This is a genomic window from Candidatus Competibacter denitrificans Run_A_D11 (assembly GCF_001051235.1).
Taxonomy (GTDB): Bacteria; Pseudomonadota; Gammaproteobacteria; order Competibacterales; family Competibacteraceae; genus Competibacter_A; species Competibacter_A denitrificans.
On record NZ_CBTJ020000083.1, the window covers coordinates 1 to 24,588 of the forward strand.

The 24,588-nt window shown below is 56.2% G+C and carries 21 protein-coding genes and 2 pseudogenes; 10 read left to right on the forward strand and 13 right to left on the reverse strand.

Annotation, left to right across the window (positions count from 1 at the left end):
* Positions 1–301 precede the first annotated feature (301 nt).
* The 5 genes from BN873_RS14665 to BN873_RS14685 are packed head-to-tail and all read right to left on the reverse strand — an operon-like array spanning position 302 to position 5,958.
* Positions 302–814 (reverse strand): HyaD/HybD family hydrogenase maturation endopeptidase, encoded by a 513-nt coding sequence (locus BN873_RS14665; RefSeq protein ID WP_048675287.1) that lies wholly within the window; start codon positions 812–814, stop codon positions 302–304.
* On the reverse strand, positions 814–2,520 hold the full coding sequence (locus BN873_RS14670) for a nickel-dependent hydrogenase large subunit (RefSeq protein ID WP_048675290.1): 1,707 nt from the start codon (positions 2,518–2,520) through the stop codon (positions 814–816). The genes BN873_RS14665 and BN873_RS14670 overlap by 1 nt, the downstream gene beginning before the upstream one ends.
* Before the next feature lie 11 nt (positions 2,521–2,531).
* Positions 2,532–3,698 (reverse strand): Ni/Fe-hydrogenase cytochrome b subunit, encoded by a 1,167-nt coding sequence (gene hybB / locus BN873_RS14675; protein ID WP_048675294.1) that lies wholly within the window; start codon positions 3,696–3,698, stop codon positions 2,532–2,534.
* Positions 3,695–4,780: a hydrogenase 2 operon protein HybA gene (gene hybA / locus BN873_RS14680; protein ID WP_071244318.1), complete on the reverse strand. Its 1,086-nt coding sequence runs from the start codon at positions 4,778–4,780 to the stop codon at positions 3,695–3,697. Before hybA ends, hybB begins: the two co-directional genes overlap by 4 nt.
* An 11-nt stretch (positions 4,781–4,791) precedes the next feature.
* On the reverse strand, positions 4,792–5,958 hold the full coding sequence (locus BN873_RS14685; RefSeq protein ID WP_048675401.1) for a hydrogenase small subunit: 1,167 nt from the start codon (positions 5,956–5,958) through the stop codon (positions 4,792–4,794).
* Positions 5,959–6,547: 589 nt separating this feature from the next.
* Between BN873_RS14685 and BN873_RS14690 the strand changes: the two genes are divergently transcribed.
* Complete coding sequence (locus BN873_RS14690) at positions 6,548–8,020, forward strand: sensor domain-containing diguanylate cyclase (protein WP_048675297.1); 1,473 nt, start codon at positions 6,548–6,550, stop codon at positions 8,018–8,020.
* 260 nt (positions 8,021–8,280) lie between these two features.
* On the opposite strand, the gene BN873_RS14695 is transcribed toward BN873_RS14690, so the two are convergent.
* Positions 8,281–9,012: a Crp/Fnr family transcriptional regulator gene (locus BN873_RS14695; protein ID WP_048675300.1), complete on the reverse strand. Its 732-nt coding sequence runs from the start codon at positions 9,010–9,012 to the stop codon at positions 8,281–8,283.
* Between the two features lie 128 nt (positions 9,013–9,140).
* Here BN873_RS14695 and BN873_RS14700 point away from each other — a divergent pair, with 128 nt between their 5' ends.
* The 5 genes from BN873_RS14700 to hypF are packed head-to-tail and all read left to right on the forward strand — an operon-like array spanning position 9,141 to position 13,838.
* A complete protein-coding gene (locus BN873_RS14700; protein WP_048675303.1) occupies positions 9,141–9,593 on the forward strand; it encodes a c-type cytochrome in 453 nt (150 codons plus the stop codon).
* 56 nt (positions 9,594–9,649) lie between these two features.
* The gene (locus BN873_RS14705) at positions 9,650–10,237 is read left to right on the forward strand and encodes a HupE/UreJ family protein (protein WP_048675306.1); all 588 of its coding nucleotides are present in this window, start codon (positions 9,650–9,652) and stop codon (positions 10,235–10,237) included.
* A 45-nt stretch (positions 10,238–10,282) separates the two neighbouring features.
* Complete coding sequence (gene hypA / locus BN873_RS14710; RefSeq protein ID WP_048675309.1) at positions 10,283–10,624, forward strand: hydrogenase maturation nickel metallochaperone HypA; 342 nt, start codon at positions 10,283–10,285, stop codon at positions 10,622–10,624.
* Positions 10,625–11,509 carry a hydrogenase nickel incorporation protein HypB gene (hypB, locus tag BN873_RS14715; RefSeq protein ID WP_048675311.1) on the forward strand — a complete coding sequence of 295 codons (885 nt, stop codon included), beginning with the start codon at positions 10,625–10,627 and terminating at the stop codon, positions 11,507–11,509.
* 19 nt (positions 11,510–11,528) lie between these two features.
* On the forward strand, positions 11,529–13,838 hold the full coding sequence (gene hypF / locus BN873_RS14720; protein ID WP_048675315.1) for a carbamoyltransferase HypF: 2,310 nt from the start codon (positions 11,529–11,531) through the stop codon (positions 13,836–13,838).
* A 7-nt stretch (positions 13,839–13,845) separates the two neighbouring features.
* Here the strand turns inward: hypF and BN873_RS19660 are convergent, their stop codons facing one another.
* Together BN873_RS19660 and BN873_RS14730 are read right to left on the reverse strand one after the other, a co-directional pair.
* Positions 13,846–14,370: a hypothetical protein gene (locus BN873_RS19660; RefSeq protein ID WP_071244322.1), complete on the reverse strand. Its 525-nt coding sequence runs from the start codon at positions 14,368–14,370 to the stop codon at positions 13,846–13,848.
* A 64-nt stretch (positions 14,371–14,434) separates the two neighbouring features.
* A complete protein-coding gene (locus BN873_RS14730; RefSeq protein WP_171820496.1) occupies positions 14,435–14,869 on the reverse strand; it encodes a DUF1877 family protein in 435 nt (144 codons plus the stop codon).
* Between the two features lie 310 nt (positions 14,870–15,179).
* Here BN873_RS14730 and BN873_RS14735 point away from each other — a divergent pair, with 310 nt between their 5' ends.
* The 3 genes from BN873_RS14735 to hypE are packed head-to-tail and all read left to right on the forward strand — an operon-like array spanning position 15,180 to position 17,558.
* Positions 15,180–15,419: a HypC/HybG/HupF family hydrogenase formation chaperone gene (locus BN873_RS14735; RefSeq protein ID WP_048675321.1), complete on the forward strand. Its 240-nt coding sequence runs from the start codon at positions 15,180–15,182 to the stop codon at positions 15,417–15,419.
* Complete coding sequence (gene hypD / locus BN873_RS14740) at positions 15,403–16,515, forward strand: hydrogenase formation protein HypD (RefSeq protein ID WP_048675324.1); 1,113 nt, start codon at positions 15,403–15,405, stop codon at positions 16,513–16,515. The genes BN873_RS14735 and hypD overlap by 17 nt, the downstream gene beginning before the upstream one ends.
* Positions 16,512–17,558 (forward strand): hydrogenase expression/formation protein HypE, encoded by a 1,047-nt coding sequence (hypE, locus tag BN873_RS14745; RefSeq protein WP_048675327.1) that lies wholly within the window; start codon positions 16,512–16,514, stop codon positions 17,556–17,558. The genes hypD and hypE overlap by 4 nt, the downstream gene beginning before the upstream one ends.
* A gap of 30 nt (positions 17,559–17,588) precedes the next feature.
* On the opposite strand, the gene pyk is transcribed toward hypE, so the two are convergent.
* Entirely contained in the window at positions 17,589–19,064 is a 1,476-nt protein-coding gene (gene pyk / locus BN873_RS14750) for a pyruvate kinase (protein WP_048675331.1), read from the reverse strand.
* 372 nt (positions 19,065–19,436) lie between these two features.
* Here pyk and BN873_RS14755 point away from each other — a divergent pair, with 372 nt between their 5' ends.
* Complete coding sequence (locus BN873_RS14755; RefSeq protein WP_048675334.1) at positions 19,437–21,566, forward strand: polysaccharide deacetylase family protein; 2,130 nt, start codon at positions 19,437–19,439, stop codon at positions 21,564–21,566.
* Between the two features lie 68 nt (positions 21,567–21,634).
* Here BN873_RS14755 and BN873_RS14760 read toward each other — a convergent pair whose 3' ends face one another.
* From BN873_RS14760 to BN873_RS21025, 4 genes and pseudogenes are all read right to left on the reverse strand, one after another.
* On the reverse strand, positions 21,635–22,693 hold the full coding sequence (locus BN873_RS14760; RefSeq protein ID WP_048675339.1) for an NAD(P)-dependent alcohol dehydrogenase: 1,059 nt from the start codon (positions 22,691–22,693) through the stop codon (positions 21,635–21,637).
* An 81-nt stretch (positions 22,694–22,774) separates the two neighbouring features.
* A pseudogene (locus BN873_RS21020) lies at positions 22,775–23,014 on the reverse strand (cupin domain-containing protein); the annotation flags it as partial.
* Between the two features lie 37 nt (positions 23,015–23,051).
* Positions 23,052–23,990, reverse strand: a complete 939-nt coding sequence (locus BN873_RS14770; protein ID WP_048675343.1) for a nucleoside recognition domain-containing protein — start codon at positions 23,988–23,990, stop codon at positions 23,052–23,054.
* Positions 23,991–24,272: 282 nt separating this feature from the next.
* Positions 24,273–24,494 (reverse strand): annotated as a pseudogene (locus BN873_RS21025) (aldo/keto reductase); the annotation flags it as partial.
* Positions 24,495–24,588: the final 94 nt, after the last annotated feature.

A 24,588-nucleotide genomic window follows, 5' to 3' on the forward strand; every position in this document is an offset into this window, starting at 1 on the left:
GCTGGTTTGAGGCGAAACTCGCTATCATCCGCCCCGCCATCCGCACCTATCTGACTAATCCACTTTACAGGCTACCGGCAACTGCGTAACTCCTAAATCAATCACTTAGAATTTCAACTGCGTAACTCCTATATAAATAACCTTATGTTCTAAGGGCTAACAAGTGATTATATAGTTTCTACCTATCCACAGAATTTCTCACCACACAAAAGACAAGCAGCTAATTCCAATGAACTTTATCAACTTCATATCTTTACATGAAGCCACTTTCAAAGCCGATAAGCAGGCTCCAAATTCTACCCTACCCTCCACTACTCAGCGCAACAACCCCCGCCGGGCTGCTCCGCTCAAACCCACAACCCAACCCCCGCAACACTGCCACCATGTCTTCCACCGCCTTCCCCACCACTGCCCCCACTTCCGGCGACAATTCAATCCCCAATTCCATATCCAGCGGCACCACACCAATCAAGGTCACGCTACCCGGCGCTTCATCGGTCAAAGTCAGCGTGGCCAATACATCCGCCAAACCGAGTTGATGTGGTGAATAGCGGGTCTGAAAGAAGGTGGGAATTTCAGCATCAACCAGTTTAATCACCGTCCCTGGCGGCGCATCCTCCTTTACCGCATCGCAAATCAATAAATGATCGCAACTGGCGATGACGTTCAACAACTCCATCCCGGCGGTGCCACCGTCCACAACTTCAACCTCCGGCGGCAAGATATAACGCTCCGCCAGCGCCTCAATCACCCGCACCCCGACACCTTCGTCGCGCAACAGGATATTGCCGAGGCCCAGCACCACCACCCGCATCAGAGCGCCTTGACCTGCACAATAGGCCGTTTCTTGGCGTCCACCAGATGAATGGCGCAGGCCAGACACGGATCAAAGGAATGCACCGTCCGCAACACTTCCAACGGCAATTCGGTGTTGGCGATGGGATTATCCATCAGCGAGGCTTCATAGGGGCCGGGCACGTCGTTATCGTCACGCGGCCCGGCGTTCCAGGTGCTCGGCACTACGGCTTGATAATTCTTGATCTTGCCCTTTTCGATCACCGCCCAATGCGACAATACCCCGCGCGGCGCTTCGTGATAGCCAAAACCGCGAATCTCGCCCTTGGGAAATACCGGCCGATTGAAGGTATCAAAATCACCCTTGGCGATGTTATCAATCAGCAATTGCCATTGATTTTGCAGAGATTCCAGCAACACCGCGCAGCGAATCGCACGGGCGGCGATGCGGCCGATGGTCGAATGCAGGGCCGTGACCGGAATCGGGGTCTTGGCAATCGCACTGGCCACTTCCAGCACGCGGTTGACATGGCGCTTGGTCGGCTCGTGACCGGCGGCCACCATCCCTAGCACATTCGCCAGTGGCCCCACTTGCACCCGCTGGTCATAAAAGGTCGGCGCTTTGACCCAGGAATATTTGCCGTTGTCCTCAAAACCGGTATGCAGCGGCCGGGTCTGGCCGTCGTAGGGATGACGCGCTTTGTCATCGCCCTTGTACTCATACCAAGCGTGTTTGACGCTTTCCTTGACGCCATCCCGGAAGAAGCCGTCCTGATAGCTGGTAATCGGCTTGAAGGTGCTCAAATCGCCCTTGGCGATGAAACCGCCGGGCAGTTCAAAGCGGGTGCCTTTGGTGTCCAGCGGCAGATCGGGCACCGACAGATAATCGGTGATGCCCGCCCCGTATTTGGTCCAGTCAGCATACAGCGCCCCCACCGCCGCCACATCGTGCAGCATCGCCTTGTTGACGAATTCGCCCAGTTTGTCGATTTCGGCCTTGATGGCAAACAGCCGCTCCAGAGTCAGTGTCGATTGACTATCGGGATTGATCGGGTTGGCGACGCCGCCGACCGCGAGATTTTGGATGTGCGGCGTTTTCGAGCCGAGAATGGCGACGATGCGGTTGGCGATCCGCTGATATTCCAGTGCCTGCAAATAATGGGTCGCGGCCAGCAGATTGACATCGGGCGGCAACTTCATCGCCGGATGGCCCCAGTAGCCGCTGGCGAACACGCCCAATTGGCCGGTGCCGACAAAGGCTTTCAGCTTTTCCTGAACTTGGCGGATTTCCTGGACGCCATTGCGCCGGTAGTCGGACAGTGTGCCGCCCAGCTTGGACGCCCCTTCGGGACTGCCCGACAAGGCGGAGACGATATCGACCCAATCGAGCGCCGCCAATTGGTAGAAATGCACGATGTGATCGTGAATGCCGTGCGCCGCCACGATCATATTGCGGATGTACTGGGCATTGAGCGGCACTTCCAGATTCAGCGCGTTTTCAATCGCCCGCACCGAAACGATGGCGTGGACCGTGGTGCACACCCCGCAGATGCGCTGGGCGTAAATCCAGGCGTCACGCGGGTCGCGGCCTTGCAGGATGATCTCGATGCCGCGCCACATCTGGCCCGACGACCAAGCGTTGGTGACTTTGCCGTTGTTGACTTCGCAGTCGATGCGTAAATGGCCTTCGATGCGGGTAATGGGATCGATGGTGATGCGAGTCATGACGGCCTCTCCTAAGCTTTGGCGGTGCCGCCAGGCAACACCGGCAGCGTCTTGATGAACAGCAGGTACAGCATGATTTCCAGGCAGACGATACCGATGGTGATGAGCAGTTCCGGCGCGGACGGGAAATAGGTCCAGCCGTTGCCGGGTTGCAGGGTAATGAGATAAGAATCAAGACGATACAGCGAACCGGCGGCCAGAATGCACACCGCACCGAGGAACTGCCAGCGTTGGCTCCAGCGGCGCTCCGAGAGCAGGATAAACACCGGGGCGAGGAACAACACGGTTTCGAGCAGGAACAGATTGCCGTTCAAATCCCCGGCGAAGGCCAAATCAAGCTGGCCGCGAACCATCACATCGGCCCAGCGCAGCACCGAAAAGCCGATCAGCAAGCCAGCGGCGACTCTCGACAGCCGGGCGAACAGCCTCACTTCGGACGGCGTATTGAAGGCCCGGTTGACCAGCGTCGCTTCCAGCATCACCACCCCATAGCCCATCGCCAGCGCCGAACTCAGAAACAGCAAGGGCAGCCATTGGGTGTTCCACAGCGGCGGCAGCTTGTGGCCGAGAATCAGCAGCACCGTGCCGAGCGAAGATTGATGCATGGTCGGCAGCAGCACGCCGAGTGCGACCAGCACGTACATGTAGCGCTTCAGAAACGCCTGCAATTTGTCCAAACCGAACCGCCGCTTAAAGCCGAGCGGCATCCGCTCCAAAAAGGCCGGCCAGAACTCCAGCCACAGCACGGTGATGTAGGCCATCACGCACAAGCCGACTTCCAGAATCACCGAGTTCGGCTGCGCATACCAGGGCATGAGCAGATGAAAAGCGTGCCAGTAACGGCCCAGATCGACCATCACCGCCAAACCGCCCAGGGTGTAACCAAACACCCCGCCCAGCAGCGCCGGGCGCATCAACGGATGATAGGTGTGGCGGTTGAAAATATAGATCAGCAAGGCCATAGCGAAGCCGCCGCAACCGAACGCCGTGCCGATCACCACATCCAGCACCACCCAGGTGCCGATGGGGAAACCGTTGTTCATGTTGGACACGTCGCCCATGCCGAACAGAAAGCGGCGGATGATGAAATACGCGGAGATCAACACGAACAAGCCGAGAATGAGAAAAGGCTTGGTGACGATTTTGCCGCCGAGCGGCCGATGGATGATGGCGCTCATGATGACGACTCCTCCTCATGCGGGCCTTTCTCCTCGCCCTTGATGCTGCGCCGGGCCAACATCACCAAACCGCCCAGCAAGGCAATCGGCGCGATCATGCCTTTATAAAGGGTGTGCTGCACCCCTTCGGTGACGGCGGCCGAGGAATGATTGGGCAACACCGGCAAGCCCAATTTTTCGTGCGGCACGCCCGTCAAATAGCGCACCTGAGTCCCACCGGATTCCTTTTCGCCATAGATATGCGGCTTGTAGGCGCCGACCGGGGCGGTATTGGGCGCGCGGTCGCCACCGAGCAAGCCGCGCGGAAAGTCGTACATTTCGCCCGGCTTGAGCGCCATGCGCCGCTCCGCCTCGGCTTGCAAATCGTTGACCCAGCCAAACAGTGACGCGCCGGTCGGGCAGACATCGCAACAGGCCGGAATCCGGCTGTTTTTCCACAGTTCAGTCGCCGAGGTACCCGCTTGCGCCAGCGCCGCCTCGTTGTCGGTAAACAGCGGATTGTCCTGCAACAAATGCTGGCAAAACTGACACTTGGAAATCTGGCCGAGCGCCTCGTCAAACTGATAATGCGGCACGTTGAACGGACAGCCCAGCACGCAGTAACGACAGCCGATGCAGGCGTCGGGATCGTGGGTGACAACGCCGGTGAGCGGATTTTTTTGCATCGCGCTGACCGGACACACCGACACGCAGGACGGGTCGAGACAATGCAGGCAATGGCGTTTGACGAAGGCATAGCCATTCACCTCGTGGTCTTTCTCGGCCATCGTGCCGTGCTGATAGACCCGGATCACGTTCAGGGTCTTGCCGGACAAATCCTCGGCGGTGTCCCAAGTACCCTCGTTCCAACCTGCCAGGGCTTGCGGCTGTTCGACTGGCATCCCGTTGGCGTCCTTACAGGCGCTGACGCAGGCTTTGCAGCCGATGCACTGGGTCGAGTCATACAGCATCCCGATGGCTTTGGGCGGCAGCGGTTTGTTTTCGCGCGGCGCAAACGGCGCGGCGGCCTCCGCGACTGAAGCGGCGGCGGTGGCGACGGCCCCGGCCGCACCGCGTAAAAATTGTCGGCGGCTCAGACTCATGGCGCACCTCCTTAGCGTTTCTCGCTGGAATCGTCTTCGGACTTTGACGCGCCATCCATGCCGCGCAGGGCCATTGCCCCCGCTCCGACCGCCAAGCCCGCAACCCCGCCCAGCACGGCGGCCGCGCCGGGCGTCATGCCCTCACCCTTTGGCGAACCGACGGCCGGGAACGCGGTCGGCGGCGCATAGGTTTGCACGGTGGCCAGCGCGTGAATCGGCTTGGTGAAGCCGATGCCTTTTTCGGTGCAGCCGAAGCAGGGATGACCGATGCCGACCGGCCAGTTGCCCTCGCCGACATCGCCAAAACCGATGGACGGGCAATTGGCGTAAGTCTCCGGCCCCTTGCAGCCGAGTTTATAAAGACAGAAGCCCTGCCGATGGCCGTAATCGCCAAACTCCAGGGCAAAACGACCGGCGTCGAAGTGCGGACGCCGCTCGCAGTTCTCATGAATCAAGCGGCCGTAAGCAAATTTTGGCCGGTTCTTCGTATCCAGCGCGGGCGGTTTGCCCAAGGTCAGCAGATAGAGCACGGTGGACAGAAAGTTATAGGGATTGGGCGGACAACCGGGGATGTTGATGACGGTCTTGCCGGTCAGAATTTCATGCACCGGCTTGGCGTGGGTCGGGTTGGGATCGCTGGACGGGATGCCGCCCCACGAGGCGCAAGAACCGATGGCGATGATCGCCGCCGCCCCTTCCGCCGCTTCCTTGACCGCTTCCAGAATCGGCTTGCCCGCCACCATGCAATACACCCCGCCGTCCTTGGTGGGAATCGAACCGTCCACCACCAGGACGAACTTGCCCCAGTTCGCCTTCATCGACTTGGCTTTATAGGCTTCCGCCTGATGGCCCGCGCCCGCGCACAACGCCTCGTGATAATCCAGCGAGATCATATCGAGGATCAGCGTATCGAGCGTCGGGTGATAGGCGCGCAGCAGCGACTCAGTGCAGCCGGTGCATTCCTGCGCCGACAGCCAGATCACCGGCGGCCGGGTTTTGGCGGTGGCCGCTTCGGCGATGCGGATGCCCATCAGCGCGGACAAGCCCAGAGTCGCCGCGACCCCAGTGCAGTATTTGAGAAACTCGCGGCGGGTCAGCCCCCCCAACGCGCCTTCGTAACTATCGGGATTTTGGATCTCGTAAGTTTCAAGATCGACGATTTCGTTGACATCATGCATGACCATCTGCCCCTCGCTACCGCAGCAACTCTTAAAAAGCTAGTAAGGCATGAGGCCGATGCTTTGATAATCGTCAATTTTTTGGGGATTTTTTGTTAGGAGCAAATAAAGGCGATGGCGGTTTGGCATCTTCCCCACCCTCAATAACGGGGAGTTCTGACATCGCCATCAGGATTTTCTGTTTCACCGAGGCCGCCTATAGGGGCATCGGGCTTGGTTTTCGTACTTCACCACGCAGCGGGTTCTATGCGTGTTCCGCACTCAACCGCATTCCCACGGGGCCGACGCTTCTCTACAGTTATGGACGTTGTCAGCGTAAAAGCGGGTTGGATTTCAATCAAGCACTTATCATCGAAGGAAAACTGTAAAACACAATTTTTTTATAAAAGCAACAATGATCTTTATCAAGTATAGCATCTCATTTATCATTAATAATTAGCTCCCTCTATTTTACACAAGCATAATAACTTCAGAGGCTTTAAAAAACCTGATTAGCGGTTATTGCTACAGGCTTTTCTAAGCATGGCCATGTATGATATTTTGTAAACCGTTAGTGCTATTTTTCAGAAGATAAACCAGTGGAGATCCTATGGTCGATATCAATCGGCATCAACGCCATCTCTTTATCTTATTAACCTTGATTTTGACTATAGCCTTTATAACCACGATTAGCCTCTCTTATATTGTGGCCCGCAACAATATTCGGATAAATATTATTGAAAATGAATTACCGTTGACAGGTGACAGTATTTATTCAGAGATACAGCGGGATTTAATTAAACCTGTTTTTATAGCAGATCAGATGGCACACAATACTTTTTTACGTGATTGGATTGCCAGGGGTGAGCAAGATACCAGCGCAGTGATTCGCTATCTGGCTGAAATCAAGGTGCGCTATAATGCCTTTACCACATTTTATGCTTCTGAATATACGCGACGCTATTTCACTGCAAATGATATTTTAAGGCAAATTGACGAAAAGGATACCTGGTTTTTTCGGGTACGCTCGATGAAGGAGCCTTATGAAATCAATATTGACAGAGATGAGCGCAACGGTAATTGGCTCACCGTATTTATCAATTTTCGGATCGTTGATGATTTTGGCCGCTTCCTCGGTGTAACCGGTGTTAGCCTGTCCAGTGATGCTATCGTTAATTTAGTTGCTAATTATAATCGCAAGTTTAACCGGGAAATTGCATTCTACGATATGGCCGGTCATAATTCCCTTTATGATCCGATCAGTAATTCACGCCCTACACCACTCAATGAACTAACCGGCTTAAGCTCACTGACTCAAAGTATATTAAATCACTCTCCAATACAAACAAAGTTATCGTATCGAAATGAGGGTCACCATTCGCTGACCCATGTTAATTCCCGTTTTATTCCAGAATTAAAATGGTATCTCGTAATATCACAAGATGAACATGAATCCTTAAAGCCGCTTGGCCGGGTCTTATTCCTCAATTTGGTGATTGGACTCATTGCGACACTCGCGGTGCTGGTCCTCACCCTGTGGGTAGTCGCTCGTTATCAGCGGCGGTTATGGCATGTTGCCGTTACCGATAAGCTGACAGGCGTTGCCAATCGTTCGTCTGGAGACAACAAGTTTTTGCAAGTGCGTAACCATGCCCACGAGACAGCAGAACCGTTTTCAGTTATGGTGATCGACTGCGATAAATTCAAGCAAGTCAATGACGAATATGGGCATTTGGTTGGTGACCAGGTGATTGCCGGGTTGGCACAATTGATTCGCAACAACATCCGCAGCACCGACTGCGTGGCTCGTTGGGGCGGCGAGGAATTTATGGTGCTCATGCCGCAGGCGAATTGCGCCGGAGCTAAGATAAGGGCGGAAGCTTTACGGGTGGCAGTCGAACAGCATGTCTTTAACATCGGCACGCAAAGCTTCACCAAAACAGTCAGCATTGGCGTCGCGGAGTGGAACGGTACTGAAACCAATGAAATGCTATTTGCCCGCGCTGATCAGGCGCTCATGCAATCTAAACGCACGGGTAGGAATCGTGTGACTGTCAGCGAGGCCACAGCATCAAATCCTTGAGAACACTGCCTGAACCCATCTGATTATCCATATTTTTTACTTTATGACAATCAATCAGTTGATTAAATATTTGAGCTTCTAAGCAGGAGATTTGGTGAACATCGGTATCCAGCGATCAGGCACTTACGATAGTTTTTACTGATTTCAAAAAGACGAAGACGAATGCAATTGCTGGAAGCATAAATGATTGGGTACCCTCCAAAAAAGGCTGAATCTCTTCGCCGCGCCGCCGCCACCGGATAAAGCCAAGTCAATAAACCTCATTCCAACACTACCGGCCTGATCTCCTCCAACAAGGAATGCGGCTGCTTTACATGCACGGTTCGCCCCGAAAAACGGGCGATGCCATCTTCTTCAAGTCGGCTGATAATCCGCGACACGGTTTCATGGCGCGTACCGATCATTGAGGCCATATCACGGCGTGACAGCGGCAATTGCATGACTCGGCTGCCATCATTCGTCATCCGGCCATGCCGATTCATCAAGACCAATAATAAATGCAAGAATTTGGTACGGTTGGAAAAGGTGGCGTTTTCTACCAGCTTGGTATAGGCATTATCCAGATCGGTGGTCACACGCCGCAGAAACTGCAAACCCAGAGCCGGATTCTTATCCAACAGCGTATTCACCGCCTGCTTGTCGATAAAGCAAATCTTACTGGGGCCAAGCGCTTCTGCGCTGGAATTGCGATTTTCCCCCAACAGCAAGCCGCGATAACCTAAGGTATCCCCCGGATAACCCAATTGCACCAATACCGGATTACCGATGTTATCGATCTTGCGAATGGCCACCGTGCCGGATTTGACGCAATAAATTCCATAGCTGGGTTCACCTTCAGCAAACACTACCTCACCGGCATGATATGAACGGCATTTCTGGCTACGGGCGAGAAAATTCACTTCCTCTTCCCTCAACACCTGCCATTCATTACTCTGGCGCATCCGGCACTCGGTACAGTCACCACCCGGTATCGATCTGCGTTGCTCGACCATTCGCCTCCTCCTGCCATCCCACCTGATTTTTAATGCCGTGAATTTCACCTACTCCCGCTACGGGATTGAAATTCTTGGCTATAATTTTTATCAACTATAGTTCAGGAATGATCGAAGGGGGATACAGCATGACAAAGTACCCGTGGCAACCGCTATTAGGTCTTGCAATCGGCCTGCTGGTCTTGGTGGGAGTCTTATGGGTGGTCAGCCCGACCGCTGGCCCGTTCGCCCTGACGGAAGCTGATTCCGCTGAAGTACCCTATCGTTATGCAGCGACACCGGTCGGCCTGGATGGGCCTGCCGGACAATGTGTGGTTTGTCACAGCATCGAAAAAGGCGGCCCGCTGCGCTCGGCCCCGAATCTCTGGGGGGTGGTCGGCGCACCGAAAGGACGGGCCAAAGGTTATGGCTATTCGGTGGCGCTGGCCTCCGCCAGTGGGGTCTGGACGGAGAAGGAGCTAAATGATTATCTGACTGATCCGATCAAATTCATGCCGGGCACCAAGAAAACCCTGATCGGTCTGCCGAATGCGGATGAACGCGCCAAACTCATCAGCTTTCTGGCAACACTCAAAAACTGATCAAGCTATTAATTATATTATATTTTTTACCTCTTAAAACCATTGGGAGATTGATCATGCGATTCTACCTGTCTGATAAGCGCTGGTTACTGGGTTTGCTGCTGCTAGGGCTGGGAAACAGCGTTCAGGCCCATACTGGCGTCTCTCATAGCGATTTCTTTGCTGGACTCAGCCACCCTGTCAGCGGCCTGGATCATGTATTGGCCATGATCGCGGTCGGCTTATGGGCGACGCAATTGGGTAACCGGGCGCTTTGGTGCGCACCGCTAGCCTTCGTAGCGACGATGGCCTTAGGCGGCCTGCTCGGCTTGACGGGCATCCCATTACCGCTGGTGGAGCTGGGTATCGCCGGTTCGGTGCTGATTCTCGGCGGGCTGATCGCATTCGCTTCACGCCTGCCACTGGCGGCAAGCATGGTCTTGGTTGGGGTGTTCGCCCTGTTCCACGGCTACGCTCATGGCGCGGAAAGGGTGGCGGGATCGACCACTCTGTGGTACAGCGTCGGCTTCATGCTGACGACCGCACTGCTGCATGGCGCGGGTATCGGCAGCGGTCTGCTGGCGCAACGGGGGGTGTCCGCGCGTCTGTTACGGCTGGGCGGCGCGGCTATCGCGGCCAGCGGGATGTTGCTGTTGGTCGGCTAGCCGGATGGCGTTCTGAGCCTGATGTCGCCCGGTCATAGCTAGCTCATGCACGAGTTTTCGCTGGGCGAAAGCATCATCGAAACCATCACCAGCCAAGCCCGCCAACAGGGTTTTCACCATATCCGGCGGGTGTGGCTGGAAATCGGCGCGCTGGCGAATGTCGAATTGGAAGCGCTGCGTTTCGCTTTTGAAGCCGTGCGGGAGAATACGGTGGCGGCGCAGGCCGAATTGGAGATCATTACCCTGCCGGGACGCGCCTGGTGCCTGGATTGCGCCCAATCGGTAGAGATCAATCAATTATTCGATCCGTGCCCGCGCTGTGGCGGTTACCAATGGCGCTTGACCGGCGGTAATGAATTACGGATCAAAGAGATGGAGGTCGATTAAATGTGCGCTAATTGCGGCTGCGGCGAAACCGAAGCGGTCATTCATTCTCACGACCCTGACCACGATCAGGGACATCGCCATGAGCACCCGGCTGATCATCATCATGACGGTCTCCCGCACAGCCACACCCACGATGAAAAGCGGCGAGTCAGTCTTGAACAGGATATTTTGGCGAAGAATGCGGGATTCGCCGCCAGCAACCGGCATCTCTTTCTGGAATTGGGCGTTTTTGTCCTGAATCTGGTTTCCAGCCCCGGCTCCGGCAAGACCTCGCTACTGATCCGCACCGCGCAGCTATTGCGTGATGAATTTCCGGTGGCGGTCATCAGCGGCGATCAACAGACCGCCAACGATGCGGAGCGGATTAAGGCCGCTGGCGTACCGGCCTTGCAGATCAACACCGGCAAGGGTTGTCATCTGGATGCCCACGGTATCGGCCATGCGCTGGAACGGTTGCCGCTCCCGAAAGGCGGCGTGCTGTTCATCGAAAACGTCGGCAATCTGGTGTGTCCGGCCGATTTTGATCTGGGCGAGGCGGCGAAAGTCGTCATTCTGTCCGTGACGGAAGGCGAGGATAAGCCGCTGAAATATCCCAACATGTTCGCAGCCGCCAAGCTGATGTTGCTCAACAAAACCGATCTATTGCCCCATGTCGATTTTGATGTCGCCCAGTGTCTAGATAACGCGCGCCGGGTCAATCATCAACTGGACATCCTCCAGCTCTCCGCCCGCAGCGGCGAAGGACTGGAGGCATGGCTAGACTGGGTGCGGCAGGGTCGCCATGCGGCGTTGGCGGCGCAGATTGACCAGTTGGAAACCGAACTGGCGGCGGCGCGGGCGCATCTGATCCACGGTGGCGGCACCATTCGCCGCAGCGTCATTTAGCGGGTCTTTAGCCTGGCGCATGGCCGCGCTGCAACGCCACGCGATTCAGATTCGCGGCCAGGTGCAAGGGGTAGGCTTTCGGCCTTTCGTATACCGGCTGGCGGTGCGGCATGGCTTAAGCGGTTTTGTCCGCAATGATGGCGCGGGCGTCACTATTGAGGTACAAGGCCCGGCCCAAGCGGTGGCTGATTTTCTAAGTGACTTGCGCCAGCCGCCGCCGCTGGCGCGGATCGATACGCTGCTGATCGATGCCCTGCCGCCGGGTTCAACCGAGCCACCGTGCTCATTCCAGATCGCCGCAACCAGCGGCGGTGCAACCACTGCCGACATTACTCCCGATACCGCGATCTGTGCGGCTTGTTTAAGCGAGTTATTCGCTCCCCATGATCGCCGCTACCGTTATCCGTTCCTCAACTGCACCGATTGCGGCCCGCGCTACACCATCACCGCCCAACTGCCTTACGACCGCCCCAATACCAGCATGGCCGGTTTCGCGCTGTGTCCGGCGTGTGAGCGAGAATACCGCGATCCCGCCGACCGCCGCTTTCATGCTCAGCCCAATGCTTGCCCTGTCTGCGGGCCTCGCTTGCAACTGCTCGATGCCGCCGGTCAACCGCGCAACGTCGATGAAGTCATCGCCGCTGCCCTGGCGCGACTGCTGGCGGGCGAGATTCTGGCCATCAAGGGCTTAGGCGGTTTTCATCTGGTCTGTGATGCGCAAAACACGGCTACAGTGGCCCGCTTACGGCAGCGCAAACAGCGCGACGCCAAGCCATTCGCGCTGATGGTCGCCAACCTGGCGTCACTGACAGGCTGGGTTGAAAGCAGCGCTATCGAGCAACAGCTTTTGCAATCGCCACAGCGGCCTATTGTGTTGCTGCGCCAGTCGGCCGCCAGTATGCAAAATTTGGCCGATATCGCGCCCGGCCTGGCGCATCTGGGTGTGATGCTGCCCTATACGCCATTGCAGTATCTGCTGTTTCATGAAGCGGCGGGTCGGCCTGCCGGAACGGCCTGGCTGGGCCAACCGCACCCCCTGCGCTTGGTGATGACCAGCGCCAATCCCGGTGGCGAGCCTTTGGTGATGGGCGATGCCGAGGCCGTGCAGCGCTTGCAGGGCATTGCCGATGGCTTCGTCACCCATGATCGCGCAATTCTGGCCCGCTGCGACGATAGCGTGCTCGCGCTTGGCGCTGATAAGCCGTTTTTCATCCGCCGTGCACGGGGTTACACGCCGCAAGCCATCCGCCTACCCCACGCTGGGCCTTCGGTCGTGGCGCTGGGCGGGTTTCTCAAAAATACTGTGTGCCTGACCCGTGGGGATCGGGCTTACCTCTCGCCGCATATTGGCAGTCTCGACAATGCTGAAACCTGTCGAGCGCTGGAGGAGGCGGTGGCGCATTTGCAGGATATTCTGCACATCACGCCCGAACGGGTTGCCTGTGACCTGCATCCTGATTTTCCCAGTAGCCGCTTGGCGGCCGCCTATGCCGCAGAACGGCGTTTGCCCTGTATCGCCGTTCAGCATCATCATGCCCATATCGCGGCGGTGATGGCAGAGCATGGCTTGCAGGAGCCAATGTTAGGATTAGCGTTGGATGGCGTTGGCCTCGGTGCAGACGGCGGCATCTGGGGTGGGGAATTGTTGCAGGTCGATGGCGCGCATTGCCAGCGCCTGGGCCATTTACGGCCGTTGCCTCTGCCGGGCGGTGATCGCGCGGCGCGCGAACCGTGGCGGCTGGCGGCAGCGGCACTCCATCGCTTGGGGCGGCACGATGCCATGATTCAGCGCTTCGGTCCTAAAGCGGCATTGATCCGGCAAATGCTGGAACAAGGGATCAATACGCCCGAAACCAGCAGCGCAGGCCGCTGGTTTGATGCCACCGCCGCGCTGCTCGGTGTGCGCGAGATCACTGCTTATGAAGGCCAGGCAGCGATGGAACTGGAAGCCTTGGCGCATCAGCACGGCCCGATAACGCCACTGACAACGGGTTTTCTGCTCAGCGAGGCGGGCGTATTAGACCTTTTTCCTCTGCTCGATAGATTGAGTCAGGGAATAGCCGCCGCCGCGGGTGCCGCTTACTTTCATGCTACGCTCTCGCTTGCTTTAAGCGAATGGGTACATTGGGCGGGTGAACAATCAGGGATTCGGCAAATCGCGCTCGGCGGTGGCTGCTTTCTCAATCGGCTCTTGCTAACGCAGCTTCGCGCCCATTTAGAACAAAGCGGCTGGCAAGTCTTTAGCGCCCAACAAGCGCCACCGAATGATGGTGGTCTCAGTTTGGGACAAGCGTGGGTGGCAAGCCAGATTTCTACCGCTGAGGAATGAACAAGCATCAAGCGGGGCTTGTTTCTGGTTGCGCCATAAAAAACGCTACCAAATCGGCAACCGTTGTAATCCTGCTAAAATATGGATTGTGTTCAGCATTGCACAAAGACCGCCCTGCTCGAAAGGCGATATCCTCGGCAATCAGATCCAGATCTTCTGAATCCAGCTTCAGCCCATCATCGGAAAAAAGCGTGTCAGCGGCCCGCAAAGGAAAGAGGCGGTCTTTTGTACCGAGAAATCGACCCACTTCTTCATAAACTGCCCGAATAATTCGGGTATCGGTTTTTCGGTAGTCGAACGAACGGGCAAACTGACAAATACTCTCACCAGCCCGCCACTCGATCATTCGTTGCTTACGCCAAGAATCAAAAACTACTGAAGCTACAAGCAGCAGAATCCATAAACAGATGATGACCGGATAATTCCAGGCTGATAAAGCAAATGCCGTTAATAAAACCGCAAAGAAAAACCAAGCCAGAGGAGGCAGTTTACGGGTTGGCGCTGGCGGCATGTGTCGTGAAAATTTACGCATGGAGCACCTCTATAGCGGTTTCTTTGCCACGCACTGGGTTGCACCCGTTTCAGAAAACCCCACATCAGGCCACATAATGCAAAATCCCAAATCCATTTTTAGAGCACTCACTATAGAACTTCACCAGTTTATCAAATTCATTCAATAAACTTTGCTCATCCTCTTTGTAGCTATCTAATCGATACAAATCCGCACCCTCATCTAAATTCTGCAAATTCTCAATAATTTCCTCATGTGTCCAATTCGCCAAGTTTTCAGCTTGCTCGGCTGCATCCTCTGGAGAAACCAGGAAACAGCCCATGCTCAACGCATCTTCGATATGCTCCCCGACGTGAAAGCCATCACCATCCAGCACTTCGGCAAGCACATGCCAGGCATTTTCAACATCGGTCTCAAGCAGATACTTTTCTTCTTCAAAAATCCATTGATCAATCAGGCTATGATCTTCTGCCATCGCACTGAGTTGATCAGCATTAAACGCCTTAAAAAAACCACTCATGCTCATTGCAAAACTCCCATTTTTTAGTTCGATGCAAAATCAGTTGGCCTGGCAAATCACCGCGCACCGGGTGGAATCCCCGCATCGCCCAATCTACGCTTTAGGCTGTTGTGACCTCAGCACGGAGCATGGGGACCGGCGGTTACCGCCTTTACAATTTAGGAGTTACGCAGTTGAAATTCTAAGTGATTGATTAATGGAAAATTTCGGTTGTCTACCGCACAAGTCGATTTCTTTTAAAATCAGAGTGTTAGAGATCCAACTGCGTAACTCCTAACAATTATTATCGCCTTTCAGAGGATTGTTGCCCATGTGCCTTGCTATCCCCGCTCAAGTCATCGAAATTCTGGAATACGACCAGGCGATTGTGGACATGGGCGGGGTGCGCAAGCCCATCTCCACCGCCTTGCTGGAGGAAGTCGCGGTCGGTGATTACGTTATCGTCCATGTCGGTTATGCACTCAACCGGCTCGACCCGGACGAAGCGGCGGAAACCTTGCGGCTGTTTGCGGAAATGGCGGAGGTGATCGGCAATGAAATATCTCGATGAATTCCGCGATGGTCAATTGGCGCAAGGTCTCGCCGCCCACATTCGCCAGGCGGTCGCGCCGAATCGCCATTATGCCTTGATGGAATTCTGCGGCGGGCACACCCACGCCATCTGTCGTTACGGCATCGAAGATCTCTTGCCGGACACCATTCGGCTGATTCACGGCCCCGGTTGCCCAGTGTGCGTACTGCCGAGCGGTCGTCTGCAAGCCGCTATTGAACTGGTGGAGCGGGAACGGCTGATTCTGTGCAGCTACGGCGATCTGCTGCGGGTGCCGGGCGCACACGGCGACACCCTGCTAAAAGCCAAGGCGCGCGGTGCGGATATCCGCATGGTGTACTCGATCAGCGACGCGCTGGAGATCGCCCGCGCCCACCCGGAACGGTCGGTGGTGTTTTTCGCTATCGGCTTTGAAACCACCACCCCACCAACGGCGGTTGTGATCCGGCAAGCGCAACAGGAAGGCTTGCGTAATTTCAGCGTGTACTGCAACCATGTCCTCACGCCGCCCGCCCTGCGTGCCTTGCTGGCCGCCGGTGGCGAAGTCGATGGCTTTATCGGCCCGGCCCATGTCAGCACCATCATCGGCAGCCAACCTTATGAATTCGTTGCCCGTGATCATCAGCGGCCGCTGGTGATCGCCGGCTTCGAGCCACTGGACATGCTCCGCGCCATCGCCATGTTGATCCGCCAGATCAATGCGGGCGAAGCGATTGTAGAAAACGAATATACCCGTGCAGTCAGTGCAGCAGGCAATCGCAAAGCCCAGGGCTTGATGGAAGAGATGTTCAGGGTGCGGCCCACCTTTGAATGGCGCGGCCTGGGCTGGCTGCCGGACAGTGCCTTGGCCATCCGGCCAGAATTCGCCGAATGGGACGCCGAACAGCGGTTCGAGATGCCGCCCATTCAAGCGGCCGATCATAAAGCGTGCGCCTGCGGTGAGGTGCTACGTGGCGTCAAACACCCACAGGATTGCACGGTGTTCGGCACGGCTTGTACGCCTGAGCATCCCCTGGGTTCCTGCATGGTGTCCGCTGAGGGTGCTTGTGCGGCCTACTATCACTACGGTCGCTTTCGGCAGGCGGCAGCGTCATGAGCCGTCGCGATTTATTTCCCCGCCGCCTGGATATCGCGCACGGTTGCATCGAAATGACCCACGGCGGCGGCGGCCGAGCGATGGCGCAATTGATCGAAGAATTGTTCCTCACCGCTTTCGATAATGAATGGCTGCGCACTCAGGATGATTGCGCCCAGTTTGCCATTCCGGCCAGTCGGTTGGTAATGGCCACCGATAGCCATGTCGTCTCGCCGCTGTTCTTTCCCGGCGGCGATATCGGTTGCCTGTCGGTGCATGGCACGATCAATGATGTGGCGATGGCTGGCGCACGACCGCTTTATCTCGCCGCCAGCTTTATTCTGGAAGAAGGCTTTCCACTAGCCGACCTCAAACGCATTGTCGAGTCGATGGCGCAAGCGGCGCGACAGGCTGGAGTCGCCATCGTCACCGGTGATACTAAAGTGGTCGAGCGCGGTAAGGGCGATGGCGTGTTCATCACCACCACCGGCATCGGCATCGTAGCGGCAGGTGTGACGATTTCCGCCAGCCGGGCGCAACCAGGCGACGCCATTCTCCTCAGCGGCGCCATCGGCGAACACGGCATGGCGGTGCTATCCCAGCGGGAAAACTTGAGCTTTGATACGCCGATTCAATCAGATACGGCCGCGCTGCATGAATTGGTTGCAGCGATGGTCACGGCGGTTCCCGATATTCACTGTCTGCGCGACCCAACCCGTGGTGGTCTGGCCACGGCTTTGAACGAGATCGCCCAGCAAGCCGGGGTAGGAATGCGCTTGCAGGAGGCAGCGATTCCGTTACGTGAGCCGGTACGCGCCCTGGGCGAATTTCTCGGCCTTGATCCTTTGTATATCGCCAATGAGGGTAAATTGCTGGCAATCTGTCCGGCGGCGGCGGCCGATAAACTGCTGGCGGCGATGCGCGATCATCCGCTGGGCCAAGAGGCGGCGATCATCGGCCAGGTCGTCGCCGATGATCACCATTTTGTTGAGATGAAAACCGTGTTTGGCGGTAGTCGCCTGGTGGATTGGCTCAGTGGCGAGCAGTTACCGAGGATTTGTTAGCCTGCGCCATGGCCAATGATGTGCGCTTGCTCAATCCTCCCGCTTCACCCTCTCCACTTTGATCATATTGGTTCCACCGGACACGCCAACCGGCACGCCGGCACTGAACACCACGATTTCATCTTCCTGAATCAAGCCCTTGTTCAAGAGAAACTCGGTCGCGGCGGTTAATAGATCATTGACCGAAGTGACTACGCTACCGAGTTGCAGCGGTGTCACACCCCACACTAACGCCAACTTGCGCAGAGTACCCAGCTTTGAGCTGAATGCGATCAGCGGTGCCACCGGCCGGAATTTGGCCAAACCCAGCACGCTGGCGCCGCTGTTGGTAAACCCCACCAGATAAGTCGCCCGTACCTTCTCGACTAAATCCACCGTGGCGAAATGCACCGCATCCTCGACCCGTAAAGCCACCTTGCTCATCAATTCCTCGTGAGTCAGCACGCTCTTATGCATGAGAGTCTTAAACACATCGCTGGCTTCGACACTGAGGGCGATATTCTTCATCATCCGTACCGCCGCCACCGGGTATTGACCTGCGGCGGTTTCCCCGGACAGCATCACCGCATCGGTGCCATCCAGAATGGCGTTAGCCACATCATTGGCTTCAGCGCGCGTCGGGCGGGGATTATTGATCATCGATTCCAGCATTTGGGTGGCGGTAATCACCGGCTTGCCCGCCAGGTTGCACAACCGAATGATGGTTTTCTGCATCAGCGGTACATCTTGCGGCGAGGTTTCCACACCCAAATCCCCACGGGCCACCATGATCGCGTCAACCACATTGATAATGCCATCGATATGCTGAAAGGCTTCCGGCTTCTCGATCTTGGCAATGATCGGAATCTTGCGCCCGTAGTTCGTTAGCATGAAATCAATCAGTTCCTTGACATCCTCAGCATCGCGCACAAACGACAGCGCGACGTAATCCAGGCCGTGATCATAGGCAAACTGCAAATCAGCCCGGTCCTTTTCGGTGACCGCCGAAATCTTCAGCTTGATGTTGGGCAAATTGACGCCCTTGCGCGGCTTCAAGCGGCCACCATTGACCACCTGCGTGAAAATCTCGTGGCCCTCAATCCGCTCGACGGTCAATTCGAACAGCCCGTCGTCGATCAGTATCCGATCACCCGGTTTGACTTCTTCGTGCAGGGTGCGATGGTCGATAGCAATTTTTTTAACGTTATCGTAGAGACCGCCGACCAGATCATCAGTGGTCAGCACCAGCCTCTCGCCAGTCGCCACCTCCAGAAATTCCCCTTGTATCTGGCCAAGCCGAATCTTCGGCCCCTGTAAATCCTGAAAAATGGCGATATAGCGATGGAGTTTTTGTGCGGCTTCCCGCACTAGCCGCACCGACAGTGCATGATCGTCGTGGGTACCGTGAGAAAAATTCAACCGGATGACATCGGCGCCTTCCTGCAACAAACCTTCCACCACGTCCGGATTACGGGAATTAGGCCCTAATGTCGCCACAATCTTGGTGAATTTGACAATTTTTGCCATGCTCGCTGTCGCTCCGGCCAGAACAGAGTTAAAAGTAAATTAATCAGGTGGTTATTTTTCTAATCGTCAGGCAGTTTTAGGAGTTACGCAGTTGGATCTCTAACACTCTGATTTTAAAAGAAATCGACTTGTGCGGTAGACAACCGAAATTTTCCATTAATCAATCACTTAGAATTTCAACTGCGTAACTCCTAAGTTTATTAAGAATGCGATAGTTTCGCTCAAAATTGATGACAGTGACACGGCGTTTTTCCAGTTGGCAGCAGTAATTCCTCCGAACCGCATTAAACTCATGCCCATGACGATGAAATCCATACTGCCCTCCTTCGCCCCCAGGGCAGACGGACGGGAGAACCCACTTGAGGATTGGCAATGACCGACGTGTTTAGCTGTATTTTGAAAGTTGACGTACCTGAAACGCTGCAATGCGATGATTCGGGTAAGAATCCAGCCTTCAGTATCCGCTTTACCACTGATGGACAGGTTCCCTTTCCCCAAATCATTTTGCACACGCCCGATGGGCAACGGCTGTTTAAAGCCGATGCCCTCCAGGTCAGCCAGGGCGGGGGGCGCGAATACCACTACACCCTCGACGTACCAGCCGGTCTGCTGCGACCCGGTGAGATCAATGTACAGGTGGAGGGTTGCCGCAAGGCCGATATTCACCATGCCGGTGGCGGCGATTGGCTGAAGGAATTCCGCCGCTTGCAATTAATACCAGGGGCCAGGGCAAAACCCGTCATCCGGGTAGCGACCGGTTCCGATGATACGCCGGTCAAACTGTACTTCGGCATTCACAAGCACATGCACCAGCCCTACTACAACGCTACTGACCGGTTGTACTGGGATGGCGAGAAAGATTCGATCTTTGGCGCACGCGGTGGCCCCTACACGCATTACATTCCCACCGCCGTGCGTCAGTATGCGGGGGCTGGTTTGCCTCATGCCGGGTTATCGACCAGTTGGAGCGGTTCATTGATCGAGCAGCTCAATCGTTGTGCTGCGGATGGGCTGTGCGGTGGCCGCTTCGGCGGTTGGAATAATGAACTGCGCGCCGTCGCTCAGGAAAAAACCGCCTTGGGCCATCCACGGGTGGATTTTTCCGCCTTTGGTTTTTTCCATCCGCTGATGGCGCTGATTCCGGGACGCAATATTGTCAAGCAAGTAGAATGGCATCGGGAAATCGTTCGCTCCACCTTCGGCATCGAAGCCTCCAGCGTGATGTTCCCACCGGAAACGGCATTCCATATCCGTATGATCCCAGCGCTCAATCAGGCGGGCATTCGGGCGGTGATTTACGATTCGATCCACCGCTTCCGGGCCTGCCGGGATTATCCTTATGCTGGGATCAATGAGGGGATGCTGCCGCCAAATCCCGCCGAACAGGTCAATCCGCCGGTCGATGACTGGCTGCAATTGCGCAATATCTGGGCCGGATCGAAGATCGCGCCAAGCCTGCTCAAGCCGGAATATGTGCAGTACGAAGACCCCGACGGCCAGATTCACAAAATTATTGCTGTGCCCGCCGAGCGCTATATCGGCAACGAAGACGCCCGTGGTGGCTTCGGCGCACTGCAATATCCCGATGTGCTGGGCCAGGTCTATAACCAGATTGTCGATACCGGCGCATTTGATCCGCAGCATCCGCCATTTTTCCTGTTGCACTCCGATGGTGACAACCACGGCGGCGGCGCGGACAGTTACTACAACCACAACACCGGTCAACTGGTGCAGTGGTTACAGGGCGACCCGCGTTTTGAATTGACCACCGTTCACGACTATCTGGATCGTTTCCCACCGGACCCCAATCAAGCAGCCCACATCGAACCGGGTTCCTGGAGTGGCGCGGATAACGGCGATCCGCAGTTTATGAAGTGGTTCAGCCGCTACGATCAGCCCTATTCGCCCGATCTCAATTCCTGGGCCGTGCTGACCGCGTTTCAGAACGTGGTCCACGCTATGGAAGACGCCTATCCCGGCAAGCCGTGGCTGGAGGATGTCAGCCGCCTGTTGCTGACCGCCGAAACCAGTTGTTACTGGTACTGGACTGGCCAACATATCTGGGATCAACAGGTGACCAATGCGGCCAATGTCGGCTATGAAAAGGTCAAAAGCGCAGTCGATGCAGTGTTGGCGGCGGGCCGCGATCAAACCGGCCCGACCATTTTCGCACCGTGGATCACGCCGGAAAATCCAGGCGGCAAGCGCTGGGGGCAGGGTTGTCTACTCGATGCGCCGCGCGAAGGTACGGTGCATACCTTCATCTACGACATTACCGGGTTGAAGCGGGTCATACTGGTGCTGCGCGCCGCTACCGGCGAAAGCCGCATTGAGATGCGTGATAACGGCGCTTATCCGTCGCAAACGGGCGCGGTCATTACGGCGCATTATTTTACCGCTCAACTACCGGTCGGGGCCGGTGATGTGCGCTATTACATCGAGGCGGAGGACAGCAAGGGCAACGTCTCACGCGGGGCGCTGGAGCGGGTGTATTTGGCGTAAGTCGTACTGAAGGGGCTGAAATCTGGAGAACTTAAATTTCAGCCCCTTGCCCATCAGAAAAGGTGTTTTTATGCAGCCTGCAACGACACCATATCAATCACAAAGCGATATTTCACATCGCTTTTCAGCATCCGTTCGTAGGCTTCGTTGATCGCCTGAATCGTGATCACTTCAATATCGGAAGTAATGCCGTGCTGGCCGCAGAAATCGAGCATCTCCTGGGTTTCAGCGATGCCGCCGATCAGGGAACCGGCCACCGATTTGCGACCCATGATCAACGGGATGGTGTTCAGCATCGGGTCGAGATCGCCAAGGTAACCGACCAGCACGAGGGTGCCGTTCAACGCCAGGCTGGGCAGATAGGGATTGAGATCGTGGATATATGGCACAGTGTCGATGATCAGATCGAACCGATTGTTGGCGGCCTCCATTTGCTCGGCATCGGTGGAAATCACGATGTGATCCGCGCCCAAGCGCCGCGCATCGGCCTCCTTACCCGGCGAGCGGCTGAACAGCGTGACCTCCGCCTGCAAGGCTTTGGCGAGTTTCAGCGCCATGTGACCCAATCCGCCCAGGCCGATAACCGCCACTCGGCTGCCCTTGCCGACTTTCCAGTGGCGTAGCGGCGACCAGGTGGTGATTCCAGCGCACAGTAGCGGTGCAGCGCCCGCCAAATCCAAACCATCGGGGACTTTCAGCACGAACTGGTCGGAGACGACGATCTTTTGCGAGTAGCCGCCGAAGGTGGTCATCTGATCGTGCGGATCGACAGAGTTGTAGGTCAGAATCGGGAAGGCTTCGCAATACTGTTCCAGCCCTTGCTCGCACGCCGCACAATGCTGGCAGGAATCCACCATACAGCCGACACCAACCTGATCGCCGACTTTGAAGCGGGTCGCAGCCGCACCAGCGCTGACCACGCGACCGATGATTTCATGACCTGGCACCACCGGATAGGTTGTGTTCTGCCAGTCATTGCGGGCGGTATGCAAGTCGGAGTGACAGACGCCGCAATACAGAATTTCGATCACCACATCATTGGCGCGCGGTTCACGGCGCTCAAAGTGAAAAGGCGCGAGAGCGTCGGTGGGTGAATGAGCAGCGTATCCCAGTACATTCATCGTCATGCTGTTCTCCAAGGTTATGCGCGGGTAAATCAACAGAATAGACCGTCTGATTTGTGAAGGAATCGGCAGGGTTGGGGAATTTTAATGGCCGCTGTATTGCTCTTCGGTGACTTTTTCCAGCCATTCGACATTTTTGCCGTCCCTGATTCCGGTTCGACCCACTCCGGCGGTCACAATCAGATACTGCCCGGTCGGATGAATGTGCCAAGCGGAACGCGCGCCCGACTCGAAGGTGACATACGCACCAGAAAAAGGCGCCCATTCCCTATCCGAGAACAAAGGATAGATACGGACATCGCCGGTAAAAAATTCAGCAGGCCCTTTGTTTCAGAGTCACATTTTGCATCGCTTAGCTCCTTCATGATGACGAAAACACCAGCAGGCGGGTAAAACCGTTGACCAGAATGCCGATCACCGCGCCCAAAGCGGCGGGCTTCCACACCTGCGCGACCCGAGGACCCGCCGAAACCAGAATCGCCACGCCCGGCAAATCCAACGGGTTAATCAGAAATCCGGCGCTCTGATTTAACAGCGTCGTCGTGAATTGGCCCTGGCGCAACAACTCGTCCAGGGCGCCCAACAGCGCGGTGCCACCGGCCAGGTATTTGACCACCGTCGGCAAAATAAGCGCCGGATCGATGCCCAGCACGTCCAATAATGGCGTCAAGCCACGGGTAAGCGCGTCCACCGCGCCCGCATGGCGCAGGGCGGTCACCAACACCAGCGACAAGACCAACAGTGGAATCGCGCCGATAGCGATTTTGAACGCTTCAGCCCCGGCGCGGTTGATGGTGTCCAGAACGCCTTTTGCCCCTTCGGCGCTGGCGTGGTGAAGCGTGTCGTCGGTTAAATGCTCCTCGCTGGACAAATTCCGACCCACGCCATAGTAAACCACCGACGCCGCCACCAGGCCGCCAAGCAAGGAAAACAGCAGGGTCGGCCCCAAATGCAAACCCAAGGCGGCCAGCGGCAGGCTGGTGTTGGCTTGCGACATGGCGAACACCATCGCCAGCGTGGCCGCCAGATGCCGATTGGACGCGCCTCGTTGCTCCATCATGGTCAGGGTAGCAATCGGTGCAGCAAAGCCGACAAAGCTGATTTGCAAGGCCGCAAAGCTGCTCAATCCGGTGAGTCCGAAGGGCCTAAAAATCGGGGCCAGGCCGCCCACTAGCCAGTCCAGGACGCCTTTAGCCTCCAGCAGGCGCATCAGGCACAGCATGAACACCATCACCGGCAACAACACGAACAACGCCAGTTCAACGGCCGCGCGGCCGCCCGTAAGAATAATTTCCATCATCCGGCACTATCCCCTGATGGCTATGGAAATTAAAGCATTTTACAGCAGCGGCAAGTGTTTAGCGCCTGGCTCAAGGATTCTCGTTGACGATCCTGAGCGCGTTCAAGGTGCTTGCATCATCAGCCGGGTGCTGATGTCGAGCACAGCGTGTTCCAGCACCTCATCAAAGGCCCAATTGTCGAAAATCTCGATCAATTCGGGATCGGTGATTTTCAGCGCCGATGCGTGATTCGGAAACAATTGGTCGTGATGGCGCTGGGCCGCTTCAGTGATGGCCATGTCGCGCGCCTCGGCGGCAAAGCGCGGTACGATGTTGCGAAAATCGTCTTTAGTGAATTCGGTCTTGTCGTCGATCTTGCCGGTCAGAAAGCCTTTACCGAGCGGACTGAACGGCACGAAGCCGACGCCAAGTTCTTCAAGCGTCGGCAAAATCTCCTGCTCCGGCTCGCGCTACCACAGCGAATATTCGCTTTGCAGAGCGGCGACCGGCTGCACGGCGTCAACCGTCTTTATAACAACAAGCCAGCTTTTAGTTGAACCCCGCCCTTCCCGTCGGTAGACTGCTTAGTTCACCTAACGAGCGCCCTTTTTATCCCGA

Bases quoted from the DNA above. Each gene is read 5' to 3' on its own strand.
- BN873_RS14670 (WP_048675290.1), bottom strand. From the start codon at position 2,520: ATGACTCGCATCACCATCGATCCCATTACCCGCATCGAAGGCCATTTA.
- pyk (WP_048675331.1), bottom strand. From the start codon at position 19,064: ATGGCAAAAATTGTCAAATTCACCAAGATTGTGGCGACATTAGGGCCT.
- hypD (WP_048675324.1), top strand. From the start codon at position 15,403: ATGAAATATCTCGATGAATTCCGCGATGGTCAATTGGCGCAAGGTCTC.
- BN873_RS14730 (WP_171820496.1), bottom strand. From the start codon at position 14,869: ATGAGTGGTTTTTTTAAGGCGTTTAATGCTGATCAACTCAGTGCGATG.
- BN873_RS14755 (WP_048675334.1), top strand. From the start codon at position 19,437: ATGACCGACGTGTTTAGCTGTATTTTGAAAGTTGACGTACCTGAAACG.
- BN873_RS14705 (WP_048675306.1), top strand. From the start codon at position 9,650: ATGCGATTCTACCTGTCTGATAAGCGCTGGTTACTGGGTTTGCTGCTG.
- BN873_RS14665 (WP_048675287.1), bottom strand. From the start codon at position 814: ATGCGGGTGGTGGTGCTGGGCCTCGGCAATATCCTGTTGCGCGACGAA.
- BN873_RS14690 (WP_048675297.1), top strand. From the start codon at position 6,548: ATGGTCGATATCAATCGGCATCAACGCCATCTCTTTATCTTATTAACC.
- BN873_RS19660 (WP_071244322.1), bottom strand. From the start codon at position 14,370: ATGCGTAAATTTTCACGACACATGCCGCCAGCGCCAACCCGTAAACTG.
- hybA (WP_071244318.1), bottom strand. From the start codon at position 4,780: ATGAGTCTGAGCCGCCGACAATTTTTACGCGGTGCGGCCGGGGCCGTC.
- BN873_RS14760 (WP_048675339.1), bottom strand. From the start codon at position 22,693: ATGACGATGAATGTACTGGGATACGCTGCTCATTCACCCACCGACGCT.
- hypF (WP_048675315.1), top strand. From the start codon at position 11,529: ATGGCCGCGCTGCAACGCCACGCGATTCAGATTCGCGGCCAGGTGCAA.
- hypA (WP_048675309.1), top strand. From the start codon at position 10,283: ATGCACGAGTTTTCGCTGGGCGAAAGCATCATCGAAACCATCACCAGC.
- hybB (WP_048675294.1), bottom strand. From the start codon at position 3,698: ATGAGCGCCATCATCCATCGGCCGCTCGGCGGCAAAATCGTCACCAAG.
- hypB (WP_048675311.1), top strand. From the start codon at position 10,625: ATGTGCGCTAATTGCGGCTGCGGCGAAACCGAAGCGGTCATTCATTCT.
- BN873_RS14735 (WP_048675321.1), top strand. From the start codon at position 15,180: ATGTGCCTTGCTATCCCCGCTCAAGTCATCGAAATTCTGGAATACGAC.
- BN873_RS14700 (WP_048675303.1), top strand. From the start codon at position 9,141: ATGACAAAGTACCCGTGGCAACCGCTATTAGGTCTTGCAATCGGCCTG.
- hypE (WP_048675327.1), top strand. From the start codon at position 16,512: ATGAGCCGTCGCGATTTATTTCCCCGCCGCCTGGATATCGCGCACGGT.
- BN873_RS14685 (WP_048675401.1), bottom strand. From the start codon at position 5,958: ATGCATGATGTCAACGAAATCGTCGATCTTGAAACTTACGAGATCCAA.
- BN873_RS14695 (WP_048675300.1), bottom strand. From the start codon at position 9,012: ATGGTCGAGCAACGCAGATCGATACCGGGTGGTGACTGTACCGAGTGC.
- BN873_RS14770 (WP_048675343.1), bottom strand. From the start codon at position 23,990: ATGATGGAAATTATTCTTACGGGCGGCCGCGCGGCCGTTGAACTGGCG.